Below are 18,849 nucleotides of genomic sequence, written 5' to 3'. Positions count from 1 at the left end.
GTGAATACTTTAGCGAATAGCTTTAGACGAGATGCATGCCGAGTTTAAACTTATGCGCTACCACGATGCTCAGCCCCAATATGCGCTGCAATCGTGTAAATTTTTGAATTTACGCCATTCTCGGTTTTAGCTTTTGTGCTTTTTTCGCTAAAATAGCCAAAACAGAATAGGAAAAATCTATGCAATACCGTTGCCCTAAATGCCAAAGCGTAAAAGTGATGCCTGTCAGTCAAGGTGCAAATAGCCCTCGTCCAAATGTACCGAAGAGTTTGGTGCTACTTGTTCCAGCAATTTTTATTTTATTAATTTTGGTGCTGATTAGCATTGCACTGTGGCTTTTTGGCAATGGCGCAGGTCAAGGTCTACAAATTGCAACTGTTGTTGTATTTGCTGTCTGTGTGATTGCAGGTGGCTTATTTTGGCGTGATCTACCCGATTTCAAAATTTCAATGCAAGCCTTTATGCAGGCACAAAAACATTGGAAATGCCGTGACTGCAATCACGAATGGCAAAATTAATACACCGATCATAAAATCTCGCACCTCCACATCAGCTTAATGCTGATGTGGCGGATCTTGCTTTACTGGTTCAGCATGTTGATGGGTATGCTGACAATTCATCTCAGCATCATCTTCAATCTGTAAGGTCACTTCGGCAATATCATGTTGGTGCGCCAACATTTCTGTTGCGGCGAGATGAAGTCGTTTCCGATCCGCATTCGGCGCAAACAAATGTACAGTTAAATGAATATTCCTCGAGCTAATCGCCCAAACTTTCAATTGATGAATACTCTCAACACCCTCCAGCGCTAATAAGTCATTTCTTAACTTTTCAATATCAACTTCGTCTGGCACGCCTTCCAATAGAATATTGATACTCTGCTTTAATAAGATCCACGTTCTTGGTAATACCCAAAAACCAATGGCGACCGCAATAATCGTATCTACCCAATACCAATTGGTGTAATAAATCACGATCGCACCAATGATCACACCAACGGAACCCAAAGCATCACTAAGCACTTCTAGGTATGCACCTTTGATGTTCAAGCTTTCTGAAGCGCTGGACATCAGCATCTTCATTGAAATCAGATTAATCACCAAACCCAGTGTTGCTACAATCAGCATACCCACGCTGTGAATTTCTGGGGGTTGGGTAACGCGTTGATACGCTTCATACAAAATGTACATCGCCACAAAGAACAGCATAGAAGCATTAAATAATGCCGCCAAAATTTCGAAACGTTGATAACCAAAAGTACGCTTGTTATCCGCTGGTCGCTTGGAAATTTGAATAGCCGCCAATGCAATCGCAAGTGCAGCTGCATCGGTAAACATATGTGCCGCATCGGAGAGTAATGCCAAACTTTGGGTCATTAAACCCGCGATAACCTCGACGACTAAAAATGTCGATGTGAGCACCAATGCAATCGTCAATTTTTTGACATTGCCTTCAGTCACCGCTGCATGACTATGGTCATGACCTTGATGTCCACTCATGTTGGACTCCTCATTTGCGTGAAAAACAAAAACTGCCTATTTTCACTATCATTTACTCGTGCTAGACGTCATCCACAACCTGCGTGGTATCCGCTATATACCGTTTCTGCGACGCTGTTTATGAAATGCAGAAAGTGAACAGGTTTTGTGGATGACAAAGTTTTTGGTTACTTTTTTAAAAAAGTAACGGAGTTAACGGATGAGATCAAGCTCATCACAGTAAGACTCCACCATGAAATACAAGGGTCAACAATCCCTCTCATTCATCCAGCGATACACTACAGGCAAGATCACCAAAGTCAGTAAAGTCGATGAAATAATCCCACCAATCACCACTGTTGCCAATGGACGCTGTACCTCTGCACCAGTTCCAGTCGCGATCGCCATCGGAATAAAGCCCAGTGATGCCACAAAAGCCGTCATCAAAACAGGACGCAAACGCAAGACTGCACCTTGCCATGTGGCGATATGCAGATCGAATTGATCACGTAGTTCTTTGATAAAACTCAGCATCACCAAACCATTCAATACCGCAACACCTGAAAGTGCAATAAAGCCCACACCCGCAGACATCGACAATGGAATATCTCGTAACCACAGCGCAACCAGTCCACCAGACAAGGCAAATGGCACGCCACTAAATACCAGCAAGCTTTCTTTAAAGTTGTGGAATACCGCCATCAATAAAGTAAAAATCGCAATCAATGCCAGTGGAATCACGATCTGCATACGTGCTGCCGCAGATGCCAAGTTTTCAAACTGCCCACCATATTCCAACCAATAGCCTGCGGGTAAAGGTTGCTGCTTCAGGGTCGTTTGCAACTCTTGCACAAATGAACCAAGGTCACGTCCTTCTACATTTGCCGTCACAATGACACGACGTTTACCATTTTCACGCCCAACTTGGCTCATGCCTGAGATGGTTTCGACTTTAGCGACATCTTGTAATTGAATCAGACCACCATTGGGTAATTGGATCGGGAGCTGCGCCAAGTTTTGTGCGGTGCGTTGATCGTCAGGTAGACGAATTTCAAAATCAAAACGACGGTCGCCCTGTAAAATCTGACCGACATTTTGACCACCGACACTGGCCGCAACCACATCTTGAATAGTTTTCACCGACAAACCATATTGCGCCGCAAGCGCATTGTTAATATCCACATTTAATACAGGCAAACCACTGGTCTGTTCAACTTTGACTGCTGTCGCACCTGAAATCTTTTGTACTTTTTGAGCAATCGCTTGTGCTTGTGTATCGAGCACATTCATATCATCGCCAAATACTTTAATTCCCACATCACTGCGTATTCCTGAAATTAACTCATTAAAACGCAATTCAATCGGTTGAGAAAACTCACTGTTATTACCTGGGATGGTTTCTAAGAATGCTTGCATACGGGTACGCAACGCATCAATGCTTTCTTTTGGATTTTTCCATTGATCTTTAGGTTTCAATAAAATAACTGCATCAGAAATATTGGGTGGCATGACATCGGTCGCGACTTCAGCCGTACCTGTACGAGCAAATACCGCCTTCACCTCTGGAAAGTTTTTCAGAATCAGCTTTTCAGTATTTTCCTGCATCCTTAAAGACTGTTCTAAACCTGTACTTGGCGACCGCATTTGTTGTACTGCAAAATCACCTTCACTCAGTTGTGGGGCAAATTCACTGCCGATTTGAGTGATTAACACCCCAGTCAAGACCAAGATACTGATAGCAAATGTCACAACCACCATTTTGAATTGATAAGCCCAATCTAAGATCTGTTGATACTTCCCTTTTAAAGTCTGCATCCAACGTGATTCTTTTTCCTTGACCTCACCCGTAATGAATAAGGCAACCGCGGCAGGTACAAAAGTCACCGATAGAATCATTGCACCCAGTAATGCCATCACCACCGTCATCGCCATCGGATGGAACATTTTCGCTTCTACACCTGTCAGTGCAAAAATCGGTAAATACACCACCATAATGATGGCTTGCCCAAACAATAACGGTTTACGTGCTTGTTTTGCTGCAAGAAAGACTTCTTTAAAGCGTTCTTGTCGGGTGAGTAATCGCCCCGCATGATGCTGTGCCTCTGCAAGCCGTCGAATACAGTTTTCAACAATCACCACCGCACCATCGACAATGATCCCGAAGTCCAATGCGCCCAAACTCATCAAGTTGGCACTGATATTCTGCTGTGCCATGCCCGTCAATGTGAACAGCATGGAAAGTGGAATCACGCAGGCTGTGATTAAAGCCGCACGAAAATTACCTAAGAAAATAAATAAAATCACGATCACCAAGATCGCGCCTTCAACTAAATTCTTCTGCACCGTTTTGATGGCTTTGTTGACCAACGTCGTTCGATCATACACCGTTTCAATTTCTACACCTTTCGGGAGCGTCGATTGAATTTCTTGGATTTTTGCATCCACCGCTTGAGCAACTGTACGACTGTTTTCGCCCATCATCATCATGGCGATGCCGAGAACAGTCTCTTCACCATTATAGGTTGCTGCACCAGTACGTAAGTCATGCCCGATTGCAACCGTTGCAACATCTGACACACGAATCGGTGAACCATTTTTGATACTGACAGTGATGTTCTGGATATCTTCGATGGTACTCAACATACCCGGCACGCGAACCGTTAATTGTTGACCGTTCTCCTCAATGAAACCTGCGCCACGGTTTTCATTATTCTCCTGCAATGCGGTTTGAAATTCAGTGAGTGAAATCTGTAACTGTTGTAGGCGTTTTAAGTCAGGCGAAACAATATAGGTTTTGTTGTACCCCCCAATACTGTTGATTTCAGCAACACCTTTGACGCGCTGCAATTGTGGACGCACGATCCAGTCTTGGATTTCACGTAAATCCATTGCGCTATAAGGCGTACCATCCTCTTTTTTCGCACCAGCTTTGGCTTTGACTACCCACTGATATATTTCGCCTAAACCAGTCGAAACAGGAGACATCACAGGATCAACCGCATCAGGCAATTGTCCATCAGCTTCTTGCAAACGTTGATTGATCAACTGTCTGGCCCAATAAATATCAGTGCCATCTTTGAAAATAATGGTGACTTGCGATAAACCATAACGCGAAATCGAACGGGTTTGTTCTAGGTCAGGTATCCCTGCCATTGCAGTTTCAATCGGATAGGTAATTCGCTGTTCAACTTCTAAAGCGGTATAGCCATTGGCTTGGGTATTAATCTGTACCTGCGTATTAGTAATATCAGGAACGGCATCAATCGGTAGTTTCTGATAACTCCACACACCTACTGCAATCCATGTCATCACAAACAGTATGACCCAAATGGCATTTTTAATCGCAAACTGAATCAGGCGATCAAATAAGCCTTCAGGTTTTGGCAATTGAGAAGAATTAGTGTCCATGCTCAGCCTCTCCTTTTTCAAGTTCAGACTTCAACAAGAAACTGCCGACTGCGACATAAGACTGACCTGCTGTTAGACCCTGAGTAATTTCAACCCATTGCCCATCTTGGCTACGCTGTCCGATCTGTACTGGAACTGCATTAAAATCGAAACCTTTTTTCGGATTCGACTTCGCTACAAAAACCACATCTTTGCCTTCAATCTGTTGAATCGCTTCGGCACTGACTCGCATCACTGATGGCTGTGAACCTGCTTGTAATTCAACATTGACCATCAAGTTTGGACGTAGCTCAGCCGCGTTGGATAAAACTTTGGCACGTACTTGTAAGCGACCAGTTTGTGCATCTGCTTCAGAGGTCAAGCTCTGGACTTGCGCATTAAATTGATTGCCTGTTTGCAGCGATTTAAAACGAATTTGCTGATTCGGCTGTACATTGATATTGACCATGGTCGGCAATACAAACTCCAGCCAAAGTTGGTCTAATTGATCAATGGTAAATAGTTGATCTGCAAGCTGAACATTTTCACCAATCACAATATCTTTATTGCTGATCACACCACTGATCGGTGCTGTTAAGCGATAGCGTCCATTTGATCCTGAAGCTGCTCCAAATGCAGTTAAACGTGAGCGCGCTGCTTGTACTTGGATTTGGGCTTGGCGATAGGCGTTATAGGCGCGTTGATATTCTTGTTTGGCAGAAATACCTTGTGACCAAAGACTACGTTCACGCTCATAATCTTGTTTTGCCAAGTCTAAGTTGGTTTGCGCAATTTGCAGATTGGCTTGTTGGTCAACCAAGTCAGGCACGAGCAAATTTGCCAATGCTTGTCCTCGTTTGACTTGTTGCCCTAACTCCACATATACGGACTCAACTCGCCCCGCAAAACTTGGGGAAACGTGCGCCTGACGATCGGTATTGACCGTCAGTTTTGCAGGGAAAGTTTGCACTTGATTGACTTCACCGAGCGCGACTTGAGCAAGCTTGACACTATACTGCTGCATCTGTTCGGCACTTAGACTTAAGCTTTCCTCTGACTCGTGCTCCTCTCCTGTGTCAGCATGCTGATCTTTTTCATTTTCCTGATGCGAATGCCCTTGTTCGCCATGTTCCGCGCTTTCGCTGCTTTTGCGCTGACCACTCCACAACAACACGGCAGCCACAAGCATCGTTACAATGACAATAATGGCAATCCAAACCCATTGAGAACGCATTTTTGCTTTAATCTTCATCTCGTTATTCTCCAGCTTGGTTTGGGAAAGCATTACTTTGTTGCCATATACGCTGATTCAGTTGCATCAAGGCATCTTTGGCGGTGATTTGTTCGGTTGAAAGCCCCATACGCGCACTTTGCAGTTCGGTACTGAGTTGCCATGCTTGCTTTAGCAATTGCACTTTACGTAAACGCACATCCTGTAGCTGCATGGTGGCTTGTTGCACATCGGTGACTGAAAACTTGCCTAAACGAAAGCCCTGCAAGGTTTTTTGCTGAACTTGATTCGCCAGTGGAATTTGCTGATCGTCGAGCTGCTTAAATTGCGCTTGTAAGCCCTTCAATTCAGCTAGACGAATATCAATATCCATCTGATTCTGCTGACGATAAGTACGTTGTTGCTGCTGAATAAGGCTTTGTTTGGCTTGTGCAATTTGAACCCCATATTTTTGGGAGTTAAAAATATTGAGTGGAATTTCAACGCCTAAACGGATTTGGTTTTCGCTATATTGATCAGCTGAACGGGTGCGATTGACACCAAACGTCATGATCGGCTGTGGACGTGACTTGGCTTTGAGTTGGTCAATTTGCGCTTGTTGACGCTGCGTTTCTAACTGCAAACCTCGCTCAAATAAATTCTCATTTTGCTCAGTCACTGCCTTGATCTGCGTTGCTTTGGTCCATAATTCAGTCGTGCTTGCAGAAATTGAAAATTGATTTACGCTTTCTCCTGCAAGGCTCGCCAATTGCTTTTGTGCCAGTTGCAGTTGTAAATCCGCTTGTTGAAAGAGCCGCTGATTTTCCAAATGTGCGATACGAACCCGCTCAACATCGACTTGGGCAATGCTGCCTGCCTGATAACGTCTTTGAGTGGCATCCAAGTTTTGCTGACTGACTTGTAATTGCTCAGCAATCACTGATTTTTCGAGTTGTAATAAAGCCACTTGTGCCCAAACAAATTGCACGATCAATTCGAGCTCAGCGTCGTAGCGTTGCTGTTCCAAGTCAACTTGATTGGCGGAAAGCTTAGCCACTTTTTGCGCCGCTTTACGCTGACCAAATAAATCTAAAGGCTGTGAAATACCAATGGACAACTCTCGGTCTTGATCATTTTGAAAGCCTGTTTGCTCAATCGAAATACTCGGATTTGCCCACAAAGCACTTTGTTTTAGCTGCACACTCGCCATCTGTTGCTGTGTTTGCCAGCTTGACTGATTGTTTTGATAAGCACGAACCTGCTGCAAAATTTTTTCAAAATTAGAATTTTGCTTCACAGCACTTGAACTTGCTGATGCCTGATTGACATCGAGTACAGATTTCGCTGAGATGGATTGCCCGAAAACCACAGTCGAGAGCGCAATCCCCAATATCGACCACTTGAATGGTGATGAATGGACAGAATTTTTTAGCGTATGGGTACGCTGATTTAAACTTAAAGACATGTTAAGCCCCGCAAATAATAAGGTTGCGGTGGGCTATTTTTCGGCTACCCCACCAATAGCGGGGTCAGAACAGGCGGCGGATTGAGACTGGATAGATACGGAGACTGATACGAATTCGACCAATGATATTTTTGTTTTAATTTTTGCGTCCGCAACATGGGTTGATCAAACTGTTGCTGGACTTCAGATGTAACCACATGAAAGCAAGACGGCAAATGATCGTGATGATCTTGCAAACTCACAGGCATAGGCAAATCAGTTGTATCTAATTTGGAAGTTTGAACCTGAGTCGTTGCTGCTTCAATAGCATCAGGGACATGATGCCCAAAATGACTTGAGAAAGTTGATTGCTGATTGGTGTTTTCATGGGCGCAATAAGCCGCTGCCACATTCCAAAGACTTTGGAATATGAACAAACTTAGCAAGACGGTCACGAAAATACTGGAACGACGCAAATTTTTCTCTTTAGTCAAAAATTGCACAACTGGACTATAGCAAGGAAGTTTGATGTAATAAAATTACATCTCTCCATTCAGCACTAAAATCTTTTTAAAAACGCAAGATTCACAAAAACTAATCAATACATTTTGACAGTCGGGGACTGCTCACTTGCCGAGCAGTCCCCTAAAAAATTAACCCGATGATTTACACTTATGCTTGGTGTTGCTGTGCTTAATGTCATGTTCGACATTTGCTTTCATTTCTTGCTGAGACTGTAGATTTTTTTCTAAGAAAATCAAACCTCCATCAGCATTCGCGAAACTCGCTGAAAGAAATAAAATCATAAAACATAACGTTGTATTTAATTTAATAGACATAACACTCACCTGATTTATATATTGCAATTCATTGGGTGGATAAATTCACACCCAAATAAAATGAATAAAAATTATTCGCTTAGGGTCTACTCATAATCAGCAGGTCTTGATCAGAAGACTTTTACTCAATCGTGATTTACAAAACTTTGACGCAAATGTACCGATCAACATGACATCAGAATAAATATTCGAATGTGATATTGAGACCTCCATTCATAAGAGTGCTTTACATTTTTTATGTGCATCATCAAGCATAGAAGAACCCTTTGAAATAGATCTATTTCTGGTGGGCTTTTTGGCTATCCCACCAAAAGCGGGGTGAGTACAGGAGGTCGGTTTAATCCAGACAAATAAGGAGACTGGTAATCATTTGACCAGTGATATTTTTGTTCTAATTCATGCATTCGTAAAACAGGTTCATTCAGCTGCTGTTGCCCTGCGATGACAGCCACATGAAAACATGTTGGCAAATGATCATGATGATCTTGCAGATTCAACGGTTGTGATAAATCAAGATTATCTTCAACCACGGTGAAAGAACTTACCTGATCTTTTGAGTTATCTAAAAGATGATGACCGAAATGAGTAACGGCTATCGTTGCTTTGCTTGTAGTTTCATGACTGCAATAAGCCGCTGCCACATTCCAAATACTTTGGAATATGAACAAACTTAGCAAGAGTGTCATAAATACAGCGCAACGTCGCACGTTTCACCAACTGGTCAAAATTTGCCTTACTATAACAAGCAATGTGTATGTAATAAAATTACATTAAACAAAAAGTAAACACTTTAAAATTTTTCGATGCTTAATATATCCATATTCTCATAAATATATTTACTCCCTTAGGCTCAAATGCATATCAACCCCGATCACTATTTAGAAACAGTCTCTGGTAGAGTCTTCACTGCTAAACGAAATCAGATCGCATGGGCAAAATGCTTTGATGACTTTGAAAAAGAAGTCATTAACAATTCTAGCGTACAAATCGTTTATGTCCTGATTGGTTGCCAAGCTGCTGGTAAAAGCACTTGGGCTGACAAAAAAATCAAGGAAGAGCCTTATAATATTGTTTTTGATGCGATTTTAGTTAAGAAAATTGAACGAGCACCAATTCTCGATATTGCAGCCCAAAAAAATCTTCAATGTATAGCTGTTTTATTCAAAACAGATTTAGCGATTTGTTTGGAAAGAAATGCGCAAAGAACTATAGATAAAATGGTAGATGAGCAAGCCCTAAAAAATGTTTTCGCTGCGATAGAAGCACCTTCTTTAGACGAAGGATTTACAAGTATCATTCTTGTAGGAGAATAAAAAAAACCAGCCCTTAGGCTGGTTTTTTAATGAGTTATTAACCCGTAATCTTTTTATATTTTGAACGCTTTGCACCTGCTTCATCACCTAAACGTGACTGGCGATATGCTTCATATTCTGCATAGTTACCTGTGTAGAATTCTGGCTGTTCATTTTCAAAAGACAAGATATGCGTTGCAATACGGTCTAAGAACCAACGGTCATGCGATACCACCATCACAGTACCTGGGAATACAAGAATTGCATCCTCAAGCGCACGTAAAGTTTCGATATCCAAGTCGTTTGATGGCTCATCCAGTAAGATTACGTTTGCACCTAACTGTAAGATTTTTGCCAGTTGTAAACGATTACGCTCACCACCTGACAGCTCACCAACACGTTTTTGCTGATCCTGACCTTTGAAGTTAAAGCGGCCGATATAAGCACGCGACGCGATTTCATAATCACCGATTTTCAAGATATCTAAACCGCCAGAAACTTCTTCCCAAACGGTTTTATTGTTATCTAAAGTATCGCGAATCTGACCAACATACGCCACTTTAACCGACTCACCCAACGTTACCGTACCAGTATCAGGTTGCTGTTCACCTGTCATCATACGGAATAATGTGGTTTTACCCGCACCGTTAGGACCAACAATACCCACAATCGCAGTTGGCGGTATGGTAAATGTTAAGTCTTTATAAAGCAGACGACCATCAAATGATTTGCTGATGCCTTCAACTTCTACAACTTTATTCCCTAGGCGTGGGCCAGGTGGAATATAGATTTCAGAAGTTTCATTACGCTGTTGGAATTCTTTAGAGTTCAACTCTTCAAAACGTTCCATACGCGCTTTGTTTTTCTTTTGCTGACCTTTGGCATTTGAGCGAACCCATTCAAGCTCTTTCTTCAATGCCTTAGCAAAAGATTCTTCTTGTTTATTCTCTTGCTCTAAACGTGCATTTTTCTGCTCAAGCCAAGAGGTATAGTTACCTTGATATGGAATACCCATGCCACGGTCAAGCTCAAGAATCCACTCAGCCACGTTATCCAAGAAATAACGGTCATGCGTAATCGCAACGATCGTACCTGGGAAATCTTTTAAGAAACGTTCCAACCAAGATACCGATTCAGCATCCAAATGGTTCGTCGGTTCATCTAAAAGCAACATGTCAGGCTTAGATAGCAATAAACGGCAAAGTGCCACACGACGACGCTCACCACCTGAAAGTAGAGATACGTCTGCATCCCAAGCTGGTAGGTTCAAAGCACCTGCCGCAATTTCAAGTTGGTTATTGAGGTTATGTGCATCCCATGCATGAATGATGGATTCTAATTTTTCTTGCTCTTTTGCAAGTGCATCAAAATCTGCATCAGGGTCAGCATATTCAGCAAAAACTTGATCAAGACGTTCTAACGCATCTAGTGCTTCACGTACGCCATCTTCAACATTTCCACGAACATCTTTACTTGGATCTAATGGTGGCTCTTGTTCTAAATAACCGATTTTGATTCCCGGTTGTGCACGCGCTTCACCTGAGAAATCTTTATCTACGCCAGCCATAATACGGAGTAGGGTAGATTTACCTGCACCGTTCAAACCAAGCACACCAATTTTTGCGCCTGGGAAAAATGATAAAGAGATGTCTTTTAGGATTTCGCGCTTAGGCGGAACCATCTTCGACACTCGATTCATCGTATAAATATATTGGGCCACGCAGGACTCCTCAATTGAAAAACCAATAAATCGCAAAAAGCGAAAAATAATCGCACGTATTATACGCTGAAAACCGGATTAACATGAAGTTAAGATGATATTTGTTTGCTTCATTCAAAGGATTTTCTTTTTCAAGACGTTACACGATTCACGATACAGTCATGCTGAAAAAAATAGGAAGAGACCAAGATTCTGTTTATATGAATAAAAACGCAATAAATCGCATAAATTATGCACCATTTTGGACGGTTTTTAAGCTAAACTCGGTCACTATTTAACTCATGTAGATGATGTAATCATGACTTATAAAGATGAAACTTTAGCGATTCATGCGGGCTATTCACCAGAGGCAACGACTAAAGCAGTGGCTGTCCCTATTTACCAAACCACCTCTTATGCTTTTGACAACACGCAACATGGTGCAGATTTATTTGATTTAAAAGTTCAGGGAAATATCTATACCCGTATCATGAACCCAACCACGGCTGTGCTGGAACAACGTATTGCAGCACTAGAGGGTGGGATTGGCGCATTAGCTTTAGCATCTGGGATGGCAGCCATCACTTATTCGATTCAAACCATTGCAGAAGCAGGTGACAATATTGCTTCGGTTTCAACACTCTATGGTGGAACGTATAATCTATTTGCACATACCCTACCCAAACAAGGCATCGAAGTTCGCTTCTTTGATTATCAAAACCCTGAAAGCTTACGCAACTTGATTGATGATAAAACTAAATTGGTTTTTGTTGAGTCGATCGGCAACCCATTGGGCAATATTATCGACTTAGAAGCAATCTCAAAAATTGCTCATGAATATGGTGTGCCAGTTATTGTTGATAATACCGTTGCAACCCCTGCCCTATTAAAGCCGTTTGAATTTGGTGCGGATGTTGTCATTCACTCATTGACTAAATACATCGGCGGTCATGGCAATAGTATTGGTGGCATTATTGTCGATAGTGGCAAATTTCCTTGGGGCAAATATCCAGAGCGTTTTAAAGCACTGAATACGCCAGACCCAAGTTATCACGGCGTAAATTACGTTGAAGTGCTCGGTGAAGCAGCTTATATCGCTCGTGCTCGTGTTGTTCCATTACGAAATACAGGTGCAGCCATTAGCCCGCTCAGCGTCTTCCTTATTTTACAAGGTTTAGAAACGTTAAACCTTCGTATGGAGCGCCACACTGAAAACGCCCTTCAAGTTGCAAAATATTTAAAACAACACCCAAAAGTCAAATGGGTCAATTATGCTGGTTTAACCGACCATCCACAGCATCATTTGGCACAAAAATATGTGAAAGGTAAACCTTCTGCCATCCTTTCCTTTGGGGTACAGGATGGCTTAGATGGTGGAACTCGCTTTATTGATGCATTACAGTTATTTACTCGTCTGGTTAACATTGGCGATGCAAAAAGCTTGGCATGTCATCCTGCAACGACGACCCATCGTCAACTCAACGCAGAAGAACTTAAATCTGCTGGTGTGAGTGAAGACCTAGTCCGCTTGTCTATTGGGATTGAGCATATCGACGATCTGATTTCAGACCTCGAACAAGCCCTCGCTCAGGTTTAAACTGAATAAAAGACAACAGCCTCACTTTAGAGGCTGTTTTTTATGCTTTTGAAGAAAAATATTATTGCATTTTCAACTATTACAATCATTTGTTTTAGAGCTTTTACTCTAAAAATATTATTATATTTCAAACATTTACACTAGACAAACAAAAAAAAACGGTTAATATTAGTACAAAATAAAGTGCAGTGTTTAATCGCAACACAAGGACATTGTAAACAACAGCTTGATTAATGTAGGAAACTTACATGAACGCAAAACTCAAAAAGCTTTTTCAACAAAAAGTCGACGGGAAAACAATCATTGTCACAGGCGCTTCAAGTGGCATTGGTTTAACGGTTTCAAAATATCTTGCTCAAGCAGGTGCACATGTCTTATTGCTAGCGCGTACCAAAGAGAAATTAGATGAAGTAAAAGCTGAGATCGAAGCAGAAGGTGGTAAAGCCACTGTATTCCCATGTGATCTCAACGATATGGAATCGATTGATGCGGTTTCAAAAGAGATTTTAGCTTCTGTTGATCACATTGATATTTTAGTCAACAACGCGGGGCGTTCAATTCGTCGTGCTGTGCATGAGTCAGTTGATCGTTTTCATGACTTTGAACGTACTATGCAGCTTAACTACTTTGGTGCTGTACGCTTAGTTTTGAATATCTTGCCGCATATGATGCAACGTAAAGATGGTCAAATCATTAACATCAGTTCGATTGGCGTACTTGCAAATGCAACCCGTTTTTCAGCGTATGTCGCATCTAAAGCTGCACTAGATGCATTTAGTCGTTGTCTCTCTGCTGAAGTTCATTCACACAAGATCGCGATTACCTCTATTTATATGCCATTAGTGCGTACACCGATGATTGCGCCAACTAAAATGTATAAATATGTTCCAACACTTTCTCCAGAACAAGCGGCCGATTTGATTGCTTATGCGATCGTAAAACGTCCGAAGAAAATCGCAACCAACTTAGGTCGCTTAGCATCGATCACCTATGCGGTTGCGCCAGACATCAATAATATTTTGATGTCGATTGGCTTTAACTTATTCCCAAGTTCTACTGCCTCAGTAGGTCAGCAAGAAAAGTTAAACATCATGCAGCGTGCTTACGCGCGTTTGTTCCCAGGTGAACATTGGTAATTTAAGCAACTCCCTGCAAAATAAAAAAGCAGCGCATAGAGATATGCGCTGCTTTTTTATTGGAAGGAATAAAGGATGAAATTACTTAACCAGATAAGGATTCAAATTTATAAGCTGCTTAAAACCACTCTGTACCACCATCGCAGTACGAGACTTTGGACGGTTGATTGCTTCTAACTGACTAAATTCAATCATCTTGTGATTAAAGTCCAAACGTGGATGTTGCGCATATAATTGTTGTCTAAACTGCTGAGAAAATTCAAAACCTCGACTGCCAATTACATCACAACTGGCAGCTTGTTGCAGTAAATGAGCTTCGACACCATCCTCCATCGCCACATAAGGATTCATGTGCATACTGATCACATCAAACAATTGATCCGCACGAGGGGCATGCCATCCTCGCTCAATTGACCAATCTTTTGCAGCATAAGCCCCCTGTCCTGCAAAGCATCGACAGTTTTCATGATGCTGATAATGCTGTTCAGTCATCCCCAAATCATGCAATAAACATGACACCGCCAATAGCTCATCATCGCGCTTTAAATTTTGCATCTTGGCAAATGCAACTGCATAACACCAAGTTCTCAAACAATGATTTTGCAAGGCTTCAGAACTACAAGATTGCATCTTCTGCAATGCCTGCTTTACATCAGCGCTATCAGGTAAATACAGATCATCGAGACTCAAATCATGCTGTGCTTTGCTCTTCGAGCGATGTGCTAAGCCATACATTTTTATACTTTGTTTCAATACAGGTAATAGACTATGACTCAATAGAGCCATACGATCTTTCAAAGATAAATCACCTGAAGTTTGTATCATCCATGCTTGTCGACCAATCTGCATTATTATTCCCATATAAAATTAGAGTAATTGCTCTAATTTAGGTTTTACTGCAAATATTGCTCAATGTCAAAGCAATCGTTCTTGACAAAAAACTACAGCTTAAAGCCGTCTTTTGAGTAAATCATCTAACCATTCGATGAAGTCCTGAAAATACTTTGGACGGTATTGTCGATCTGTCAGTAAAATATTGACGGGTAATTCTAAACTGGGAATATCGACAAATAGGCGTTGCAGTGTTCCTTGTTGAACATAAGGTACAGCATCGAACTCAGGAATTTGAATCATGCCAATACCTGCCAAACCTGCATGAATATAAGCTTCAGTGTTTTCGATCAGTAAGCGATACGGCATATCGATACGATGATCACGAAACGCAAGTTCACTCATTTCTCGGTAGTTTTTTGCCACATGATAATCCACAGCAAAATGCTGCTGTAACTCATCAAAATTTTTGGGTTCCCCGAATTCAGCGACATACTGCGGTGATGCCAATGTCCAAATCTTGGTCTGGGTAATCGGTCTGATCAATAAATATTCATCCTGAACTTGCCCTACTCGCACCACGCAATCAAGTTGTTGTTCGATCAAATTAGAAAAATCATCACTGCCATTGATCAACACTTTTACCTTTGGATAACGCTGATAAAACGCGAGTAAATTCGGAATCAAAAGCTGTGTTGCCAGTCGCTTCGGCATACCAATACTGATCTTGCCCTCTTGACTACGAACATGGGTTTTAAAACGATTTAGTTCTTTTAATTGTGCGACCAAACGGATCGCTTCGTCATAAAACAGACTGCCCTCATGCGTTAAAGCAACCTTACGTGTCGTACGGTAAAACAACAGCACTTCATATTCTTTTTCAAGTGATTGAATTGCGTAAGTGACATTAGAACGCGGCAGCCCCAATTGCAGTGCCGCTTGTGCGAAAGATTGCTTTTCTGCCACCAAACAAAATATTTTTAGGCGCTCGATCTTATCCATTTATTATTCAACTTTCTTGCACAATCAGTTCAATACTAACAACTATTTCAAACAAAGAAATTGATTTAGGATAATTTTCACACAAAACAAAAGCTGGATGAAATAATGTCACAACATGATTTAAAAGATAAAACAGTACTGATCGCAGGCGGTGCAAAGAATTTAGGTGGTTTGATCTCACGTAAGTTTGCCGAGCAAGGGGCAAATTTAGTGATCCATTATAATAGTGCAGCGACACAAGCCGATGCCGAAGACACCTTAAAAACCGTACAAGCGCTCGGTGCCAAAGCCATTTTAATTCAAGCTGATCTATCCGATATTCAAAACATCGAAGCCTTATTTACCCAAGCAAAAGCTGAATTTGGCGGTGTTGATATTGCGATTAATACCGTCGGTCGTGTGTTGAAAAAACCCTATTTGGACACCACCGAACAAGAGTTTGATGGGATGAATGACATCAATAATAAAATTGCTTATTTCTTTATTCAATCAGCCGGTCGCCATCTCAACCCACACGGCAAAATCTGTAGCATTGTGACCAGTTTATTGGCAGCCTACACAGGTCTTTATTCTACTTATGAAGGATTAAAAGCCCCTGTGGAACACTATACCCGTGCGGCTTCCAAAGAGTTTGGCGAACGCGGTATCTCGGTGACTGCTGTCGCGCCAGGTCCCATGGATACGCCATTTTTCTATGGTCAAGAAGCGCCTGAGGCGGTGGCTTATCATAAATCGGCATCTGCGCTCGGTGGACTCACCAAAATTGAAGATATTGAACCTTTGATTCGTTTCTTAGTCACCGATGGCTGGTGGATAACTGGACAAACCATTTTCGCCAATGGTGGTTATACCACGCGTTAATTCATGTTCATGAGAAAGGCTTGGGTCATGATTCACATGTATCCAAGCTTTTTTTAATTGAACCAAAATACCAAAGCATAAAAACAAGCCAAACTTAGAACAATCGTCAGTAAGGTATGGCGAACCTTATATGCAATCGCAATGGTTAAAATCGTGGCAATAAAATAAGGGTTCAATAAAGTCTCACGAAATGCGCCATGCTCATCCATAAAGACAATTGGAGTAGCGATCGCCGTCAATAAACACGGTGCTGAATACTGCAATGACTGTTGAAACCATTTCGGTAAACGCAGCGGAATATTTGGTTCGAGCAAAATATAGCGATTCATAAATACCACCAATGCCAAAATAATCAAAACAAACCAAGTCATGCTGTACGCTCCCGCAGATTTTGCAGGCAAGTCGCTGTGAACATACCAATCACCCCTGCCATAATGGCTGCACTTTTAAAACCTAAACTCAGAAACACCACGGTTAAAGCCACTGAAACTAACACACCCACCAAAGTATTTAAATTTTTAATAAATGGAATCACGATAGCGATAAAAGTCGCGACAATCGAAAAATCGAGATGGTATTGATCTAAATTCGGTACAGAGGATGCAAGCAACACCCCACAAACACTAAACAACACCCAACACAGATAAAAGCAACTGCCCGCCCCGAGAAGATAGTAAATATAGTGCTGTTGTTTTTTAATACTGACCGCAAACAACTCATCTGTGAGTAAAAAACCTAACATTAACCGATGTTTTAACGGTTGCTTGGAAATATCTTCACGTAAATACAGCGCATATAAATAATGCTGCGTGGTAATCAAAAATACCGAAATGATGATGGTCAGTGCAGGTGTCCCCGCCATGACCAAGCCTAAAGTCATCAATTGAGCAGCGCCAGCAAAAACCAATGCTGACATTGCAATGGCTTGCATGGTCGTTAGCCCAGCTTGGATCGCCATTGAGCCTGCCAAGATGCCCCAAGGCAACACAGCAAAACACAAGGGCAATATTTTGACCACACCATTTAAAAAGGCCCGAGGTACAGACATAGAGGTGTCTTCGATCGTCTCAGTCAACATCAGCATTACAATCGTTTATAAGAGACTGTTGACTATGCCAAAAATCAATCAATCAAGATTGCATAAAATTGCTGTTTTATTTGAGATAGGCAATATAGCCACCTGGCGTAATCCCAAAAGTTTGACGGAAATGCCGACTAAAATGGCTTTGATCTGAAAAGCCACATTGCTGCGAAATCTCAGATAAATTTAGTCCTTGTCTTAATAATTTTTGTGCCTTTTGCAAACGTGCTTGCACTAACCATGCATGTGGAGACAATCCCACATGCTTTTTAAACTGGCGTAGAAAATGCCACTGGCTTAGATTGGCCATGTCAGCCAATGCCGTCAAAGAGAACTCTTGTTCAGGCATCGATGCCATCAGCTCTTTAATATTCAGAATACGCTGTTTGGCATTGCTCAATTCAGCAGATTGAGGCTTGGTTTGACTATACTTCGACACAAGCCAAGCGATAGTAGAGAGAAATAAGGTTTGCTTCAGTAAGGTATTGCTGGGTTGCTCGAATAAGTCGAATAGCAAACGAAATTGTTGTGCCAAACCTTCATCATGCAATACGGCTTCTCTAAACCACGGTGCAGTACCATGAACAGTGGTCAAATCGCGTGTCAGCTCATTAAACACCTCAGGTGTAGGATAAATCGCCCGATAACGCCACCCCGTCTCTACTGCTGAAGAACCTGTATGTACCTCATCGGCATTGACCAAAATAATATCGCCTTGCGGTGCGACATGATTGCCACCTGTGCGATAAAAACGTTGTGCGCCTTCTTCGATCACACCGATACAAAATCCTTCATGCACATGTCGTGAAAACTCCTGCTGAAAGTAACTGGCTTTCAGCATTTCTAAACCACCGAGTTCTTCGAGGTGTAAGTAATCGACTTGTTCACGAGGTCTACGTGACATCACGACCTCCTTTGGATTTTTGCATCAAATCAGATTAACGCAATTCGATCAGATTTATAGAATAAAATTGCTGTTTAACTATCTTATT

The 18,849-nt window shown here is 41.8% G+C and carries 18 protein-coding genes; 5 read left to right on the top strand and 13 right to left on the bottom strand.

Going from position 1 to position 18,849, the window contains the following annotated elements:
• The first annotated feature begins 179 nt into the window (after window positions 1-179).
• A complete protein-coding gene (locus tag MMO38_RS08495; RefSeq protein WP_004673246.1) occupies window positions 180-518 on the top strand; it encodes a hypothetical protein in 339 nt (112 codons plus the stop codon).
• 36 nt (window positions 519-554) lie between these two features.
• Here the strand turns inward: MMO38_RS08495 and MMO38_RS08490 are convergent, their stop codons facing one another.
• From MMO38_RS08490 to MMO38_RS08460, 7 genes are all read right to left on the bottom strand, one after another.
• Window positions 555-1,499: a cation diffusion facilitator family transporter gene (locus tag MMO38_RS08490; RefSeq protein WP_004673247.1), complete on the bottom strand. Its 945-nt coding sequence runs from the start codon at window positions 1,497-1,499 to the stop codon at window positions 555-557.
• 246 nt (window positions 1,500-1,745) lie between these two features.
• Complete coding sequence (locus MMO38_RS08485) at window positions 1,746-4,886, bottom strand: CusA/CzcA family heavy metal efflux RND transporter (protein ID WP_004673250.1); 3,141 nt, start codon at window positions 4,884-4,886, stop codon at window positions 1,746-1,748.
• Window positions 4,876-6,117: an efflux RND transporter periplasmic adaptor subunit gene (locus MMO38_RS08480; protein WP_004673253.1), complete on the bottom strand. Its 1,242-nt coding sequence runs from the start codon at window positions 6,115-6,117 to the stop codon at window positions 4,876-4,878. Before MMO38_RS08480 ends, MMO38_RS08485 begins: the two co-directional genes overlap by 11 nt.
• 4 nt (window positions 6,118-6,121) lie before the next feature.
• On the bottom strand, window positions 6,122-7,540 hold the full coding sequence (locus MMO38_RS08475; RefSeq protein WP_004673255.1) for a TolC family protein: 1,419 nt from the start codon (window positions 7,538-7,540) through the stop codon (window positions 6,122-6,124).
• 44 nt (window positions 7,541-7,584) lie between these two features.
• Window positions 7,585-7,995, bottom strand: coding sequence for a cation efflux protein, CzcI-like (locus tag MMO38_RS08470; protein ID WP_034595734.1), 411 nt, complete (start codon window positions 7,993-7,995; stop codon window positions 7,585-7,587).
• 177 nt (window positions 7,996-8,172) lie between these two features.
• Complete coding sequence (locus MMO38_RS08465; RefSeq protein WP_004673261.1) at window positions 8,173-8,358, bottom strand: hypothetical protein; 186 nt, start codon at window positions 8,356-8,358, stop codon at window positions 8,173-8,175.
• Window positions 8,359-8,657: 299 nt separating this feature from the next.
• Window positions 8,658-9,065: a cation efflux protein, CzcI-like gene (locus tag MMO38_RS08460; protein ID WP_347005838.1), complete on the bottom strand. Its 408-nt coding sequence runs from the start codon at window positions 9,063-9,065 to the stop codon at window positions 8,658-8,660.
• A 147-nt stretch (window positions 9,066-9,212) separates the two neighbouring features.
• Here MMO38_RS08460 and MMO38_RS08455 point away from each other — a divergent pair, with 147 nt between their 5' ends.
• A complete protein-coding gene (locus tag MMO38_RS08455) occupies window positions 9,213-9,671 on the top strand; it encodes an AAA family ATPase (protein ID WP_004673265.1) in 459 nt (152 codons plus the stop codon).
• Window positions 9,672-9,708: 37 nt separating this feature from the next.
• Here the strand turns inward: MMO38_RS08455 and ettA are convergent, their stop codons facing one another.
• Window positions 9,709-11,370, bottom strand: coding sequence for an energy-dependent translational throttle protein EttA (gene ettA, locus MMO38_RS08450; protein ID WP_004673266.1), 1,662 nt, complete (start codon window positions 11,368-11,370; stop codon window positions 9,709-9,711).
• Window positions 11,371-11,668: 298 nt separating this feature from the next.
• Between ettA and MMO38_RS08445 the strand changes: the two genes are divergently transcribed.
• Both MMO38_RS08445 and MMO38_RS08440 read left to right on the top strand, forming a co-directional pair.
• A complete protein-coding gene (locus tag MMO38_RS08445) occupies window positions 11,669-12,946 on the top strand; it encodes an aminotransferase class I/II-fold pyridoxal phosphate-dependent enzyme (protein ID WP_241323249.1) in 1,278 nt (425 codons plus the stop codon).
• Between the two features lie 248 nt (window positions 12,947-13,194).
• Entirely contained in the window at window positions 13,195-14,082 is an 888-nt protein-coding gene (locus tag MMO38_RS08440) for an SDR family NAD(P)-dependent oxidoreductase (RefSeq protein ID WP_005193904.1), read from the top strand.
• 81 nt (window positions 14,083-14,163) lie between these two features.
• Here MMO38_RS08440 and MMO38_RS08435 read toward each other — a convergent pair whose 3' ends face one another.
• Window positions 14,164-14,931, bottom strand: coding sequence for an HD domain-containing protein (locus MMO38_RS08435; protein WP_241323248.1), 768 nt, complete (start codon window positions 14,929-14,931; stop codon window positions 14,164-14,166).
• Between the two features lie 99 nt (window positions 14,932-15,030).
• Window positions 15,031-15,915, bottom strand: coding sequence for a LysR family transcriptional regulator (locus MMO38_RS08430; RefSeq protein WP_241323247.1), 885 nt, complete (start codon window positions 15,913-15,915; stop codon window positions 15,031-15,033).
• Window positions 15,916-16,020: 105 nt separating this feature from the next.
• On the opposite strand from MMO38_RS08430, the gene MMO38_RS08425 reads away from it, so the two are divergent.
• A complete protein-coding gene (locus tag MMO38_RS08425) occupies window positions 16,021-16,776 on the top strand; it encodes an SDR family oxidoreductase (protein WP_241323246.1) in 756 nt (251 codons plus the stop codon).
• Between the two features lie 53 nt (window positions 16,777-16,829).
• On the opposite strand, the gene MMO38_RS08420 is transcribed toward MMO38_RS08425, so the two are convergent.
• The 3 genes from MMO38_RS08420 to MMO38_RS08410 all read right to left on the bottom strand — a co-directional run bounded on the left by MMO38_RS08420 (window position 16,830) and on the right by MMO38_RS08410 (window position 18,761).
• Window positions 16,830-17,147, bottom strand: a complete 318-nt coding sequence (locus MMO38_RS08420; protein WP_241323245.1) for an AzlD domain-containing protein — start codon at window positions 17,145-17,147, stop codon at window positions 16,830-16,832.
• Window positions 17,144-17,854 carry an AzlC family ABC transporter permease gene (locus MMO38_RS08415; protein WP_241323244.1) on the bottom strand — a complete coding sequence of 237 codons (711 nt, stop codon included), beginning with the start codon at window positions 17,852-17,854 and terminating at the stop codon, window positions 17,144-17,146. The genes MMO38_RS08420 and MMO38_RS08415 overlap by 4 nt, the downstream gene beginning before the upstream one ends.
• A gap of 76 nt (window positions 17,855-17,930) precedes the next feature.
• Window positions 17,931-18,761 (bottom strand): AraC family transcriptional regulator, encoded by an 831-nt coding sequence (locus MMO38_RS08410; protein ID WP_004673276.1) that lies wholly within the window; start codon window positions 18,759-18,761, stop codon window positions 17,931-17,933.
• Between the last annotated feature and the right edge of the window lie 88 nt (window positions 18,762-18,849).

It is taken from the genome of Acinetobacter sp. NIPH 1852, assembly GCF_022549455.1.
GTDB lineage: Bacteria > Pseudomonadota > Gammaproteobacteria > Pseudomonadales > Moraxellaceae > Acinetobacter.
This window is presented reverse-complemented; position numbering and strand designations above follow the sequence as displayed.

Bases quoted from the DNA above. Each gene is read 5' to 3' on its own strand.
- MMO38_RS08430 (WP_241323247.1), bottom strand. From the start codon at position 15,915: ATGGATAAGATCGAGCGCCTAAAAATATTTTGTTTGGTGGCAGAAAAG.
- MMO38_RS08435 (WP_241323248.1), bottom strand. From the start codon at position 14,931: ATGCAGATTGGTCGACAAGCATGGATGATACAAACTTCAGGTGATTTA.
- MMO38_RS08455 (WP_004673265.1), top strand. From the start codon at position 9,213: ATGCATATCAACCCCGATCACTATTTAGAAACAGTCTCTGGTAGAGTC.
- MMO38_RS08415 (WP_241323244.1), bottom strand. From the start codon at position 17,854: ATGTTGACTGAGACGATCGAAGACACCTCTATGTCTGTACCTCGGGCC.
- MMO38_RS08480 (WP_004673253.1), bottom strand. From the start codon at position 6,117: ATGAAGATTAAAGCAAAAATGCGTTCTCAATGGGTTTGGATTGCCATT.
- MMO38_RS08440 (WP_005193904.1), top strand. From the start codon at position 13,195: ATGAACGCAAAACTCAAAAAGCTTTTTCAACAAAAAGTCGACGGGAAA.
- MMO38_RS08485 (WP_004673250.1), bottom strand. From the start codon at position 4,886: ATGGACACTAATTCTTCTCAATTGCCAAAACCTGAAGGCTTATTTGAT.
- MMO38_RS08475 (WP_004673255.1), bottom strand. From the start codon at position 7,540: ATGTCTTTAAGTTTAAATCAGCGTACCCATACGCTAAAAAATTCTGTC.
- MMO38_RS08445 (WP_241323249.1), top strand. From the start codon at position 11,669: ATGACTTATAAAGATGAAACTTTAGCGATTCATGCGGGCTATTCACCA.
- MMO38_RS08495 (WP_004673246.1), top strand. From the start codon at position 180: ATGCAATACCGTTGCCCTAAATGCCAAAGCGTAAAAGTGATGCCTGTC.
- MMO38_RS08420 (WP_241323245.1), bottom strand. From the start codon at position 17,147: ATGACTTGGTTTGTTTTGATTATTTTGGCATTGGTGGTATTTATGAAT.
- MMO38_RS08465 (WP_004673261.1), bottom strand. From the start codon at position 8,358: ATGTCTATTAAATTAAATACAACGTTATGTTTTATGATTTTATTTCTT.
- MMO38_RS08410 (WP_004673276.1), bottom strand. From the start codon at position 18,761: ATGTCACGTAGACCTCGTGAACAAGTCGATTACTTACACCTCGAAGAA.
- MMO38_RS08425 (WP_241323246.1), top strand. From the start codon at position 16,021: ATGTCACAACATGATTTAAAAGATAAAACAGTACTGATCGCAGGCGGT.
- MMO38_RS08490 (WP_004673247.1), bottom strand. From the start codon at position 1,499: ATGAGTGGACATCAAGGTCATGACCATAGTCATGCAGCGGTGACTGAA.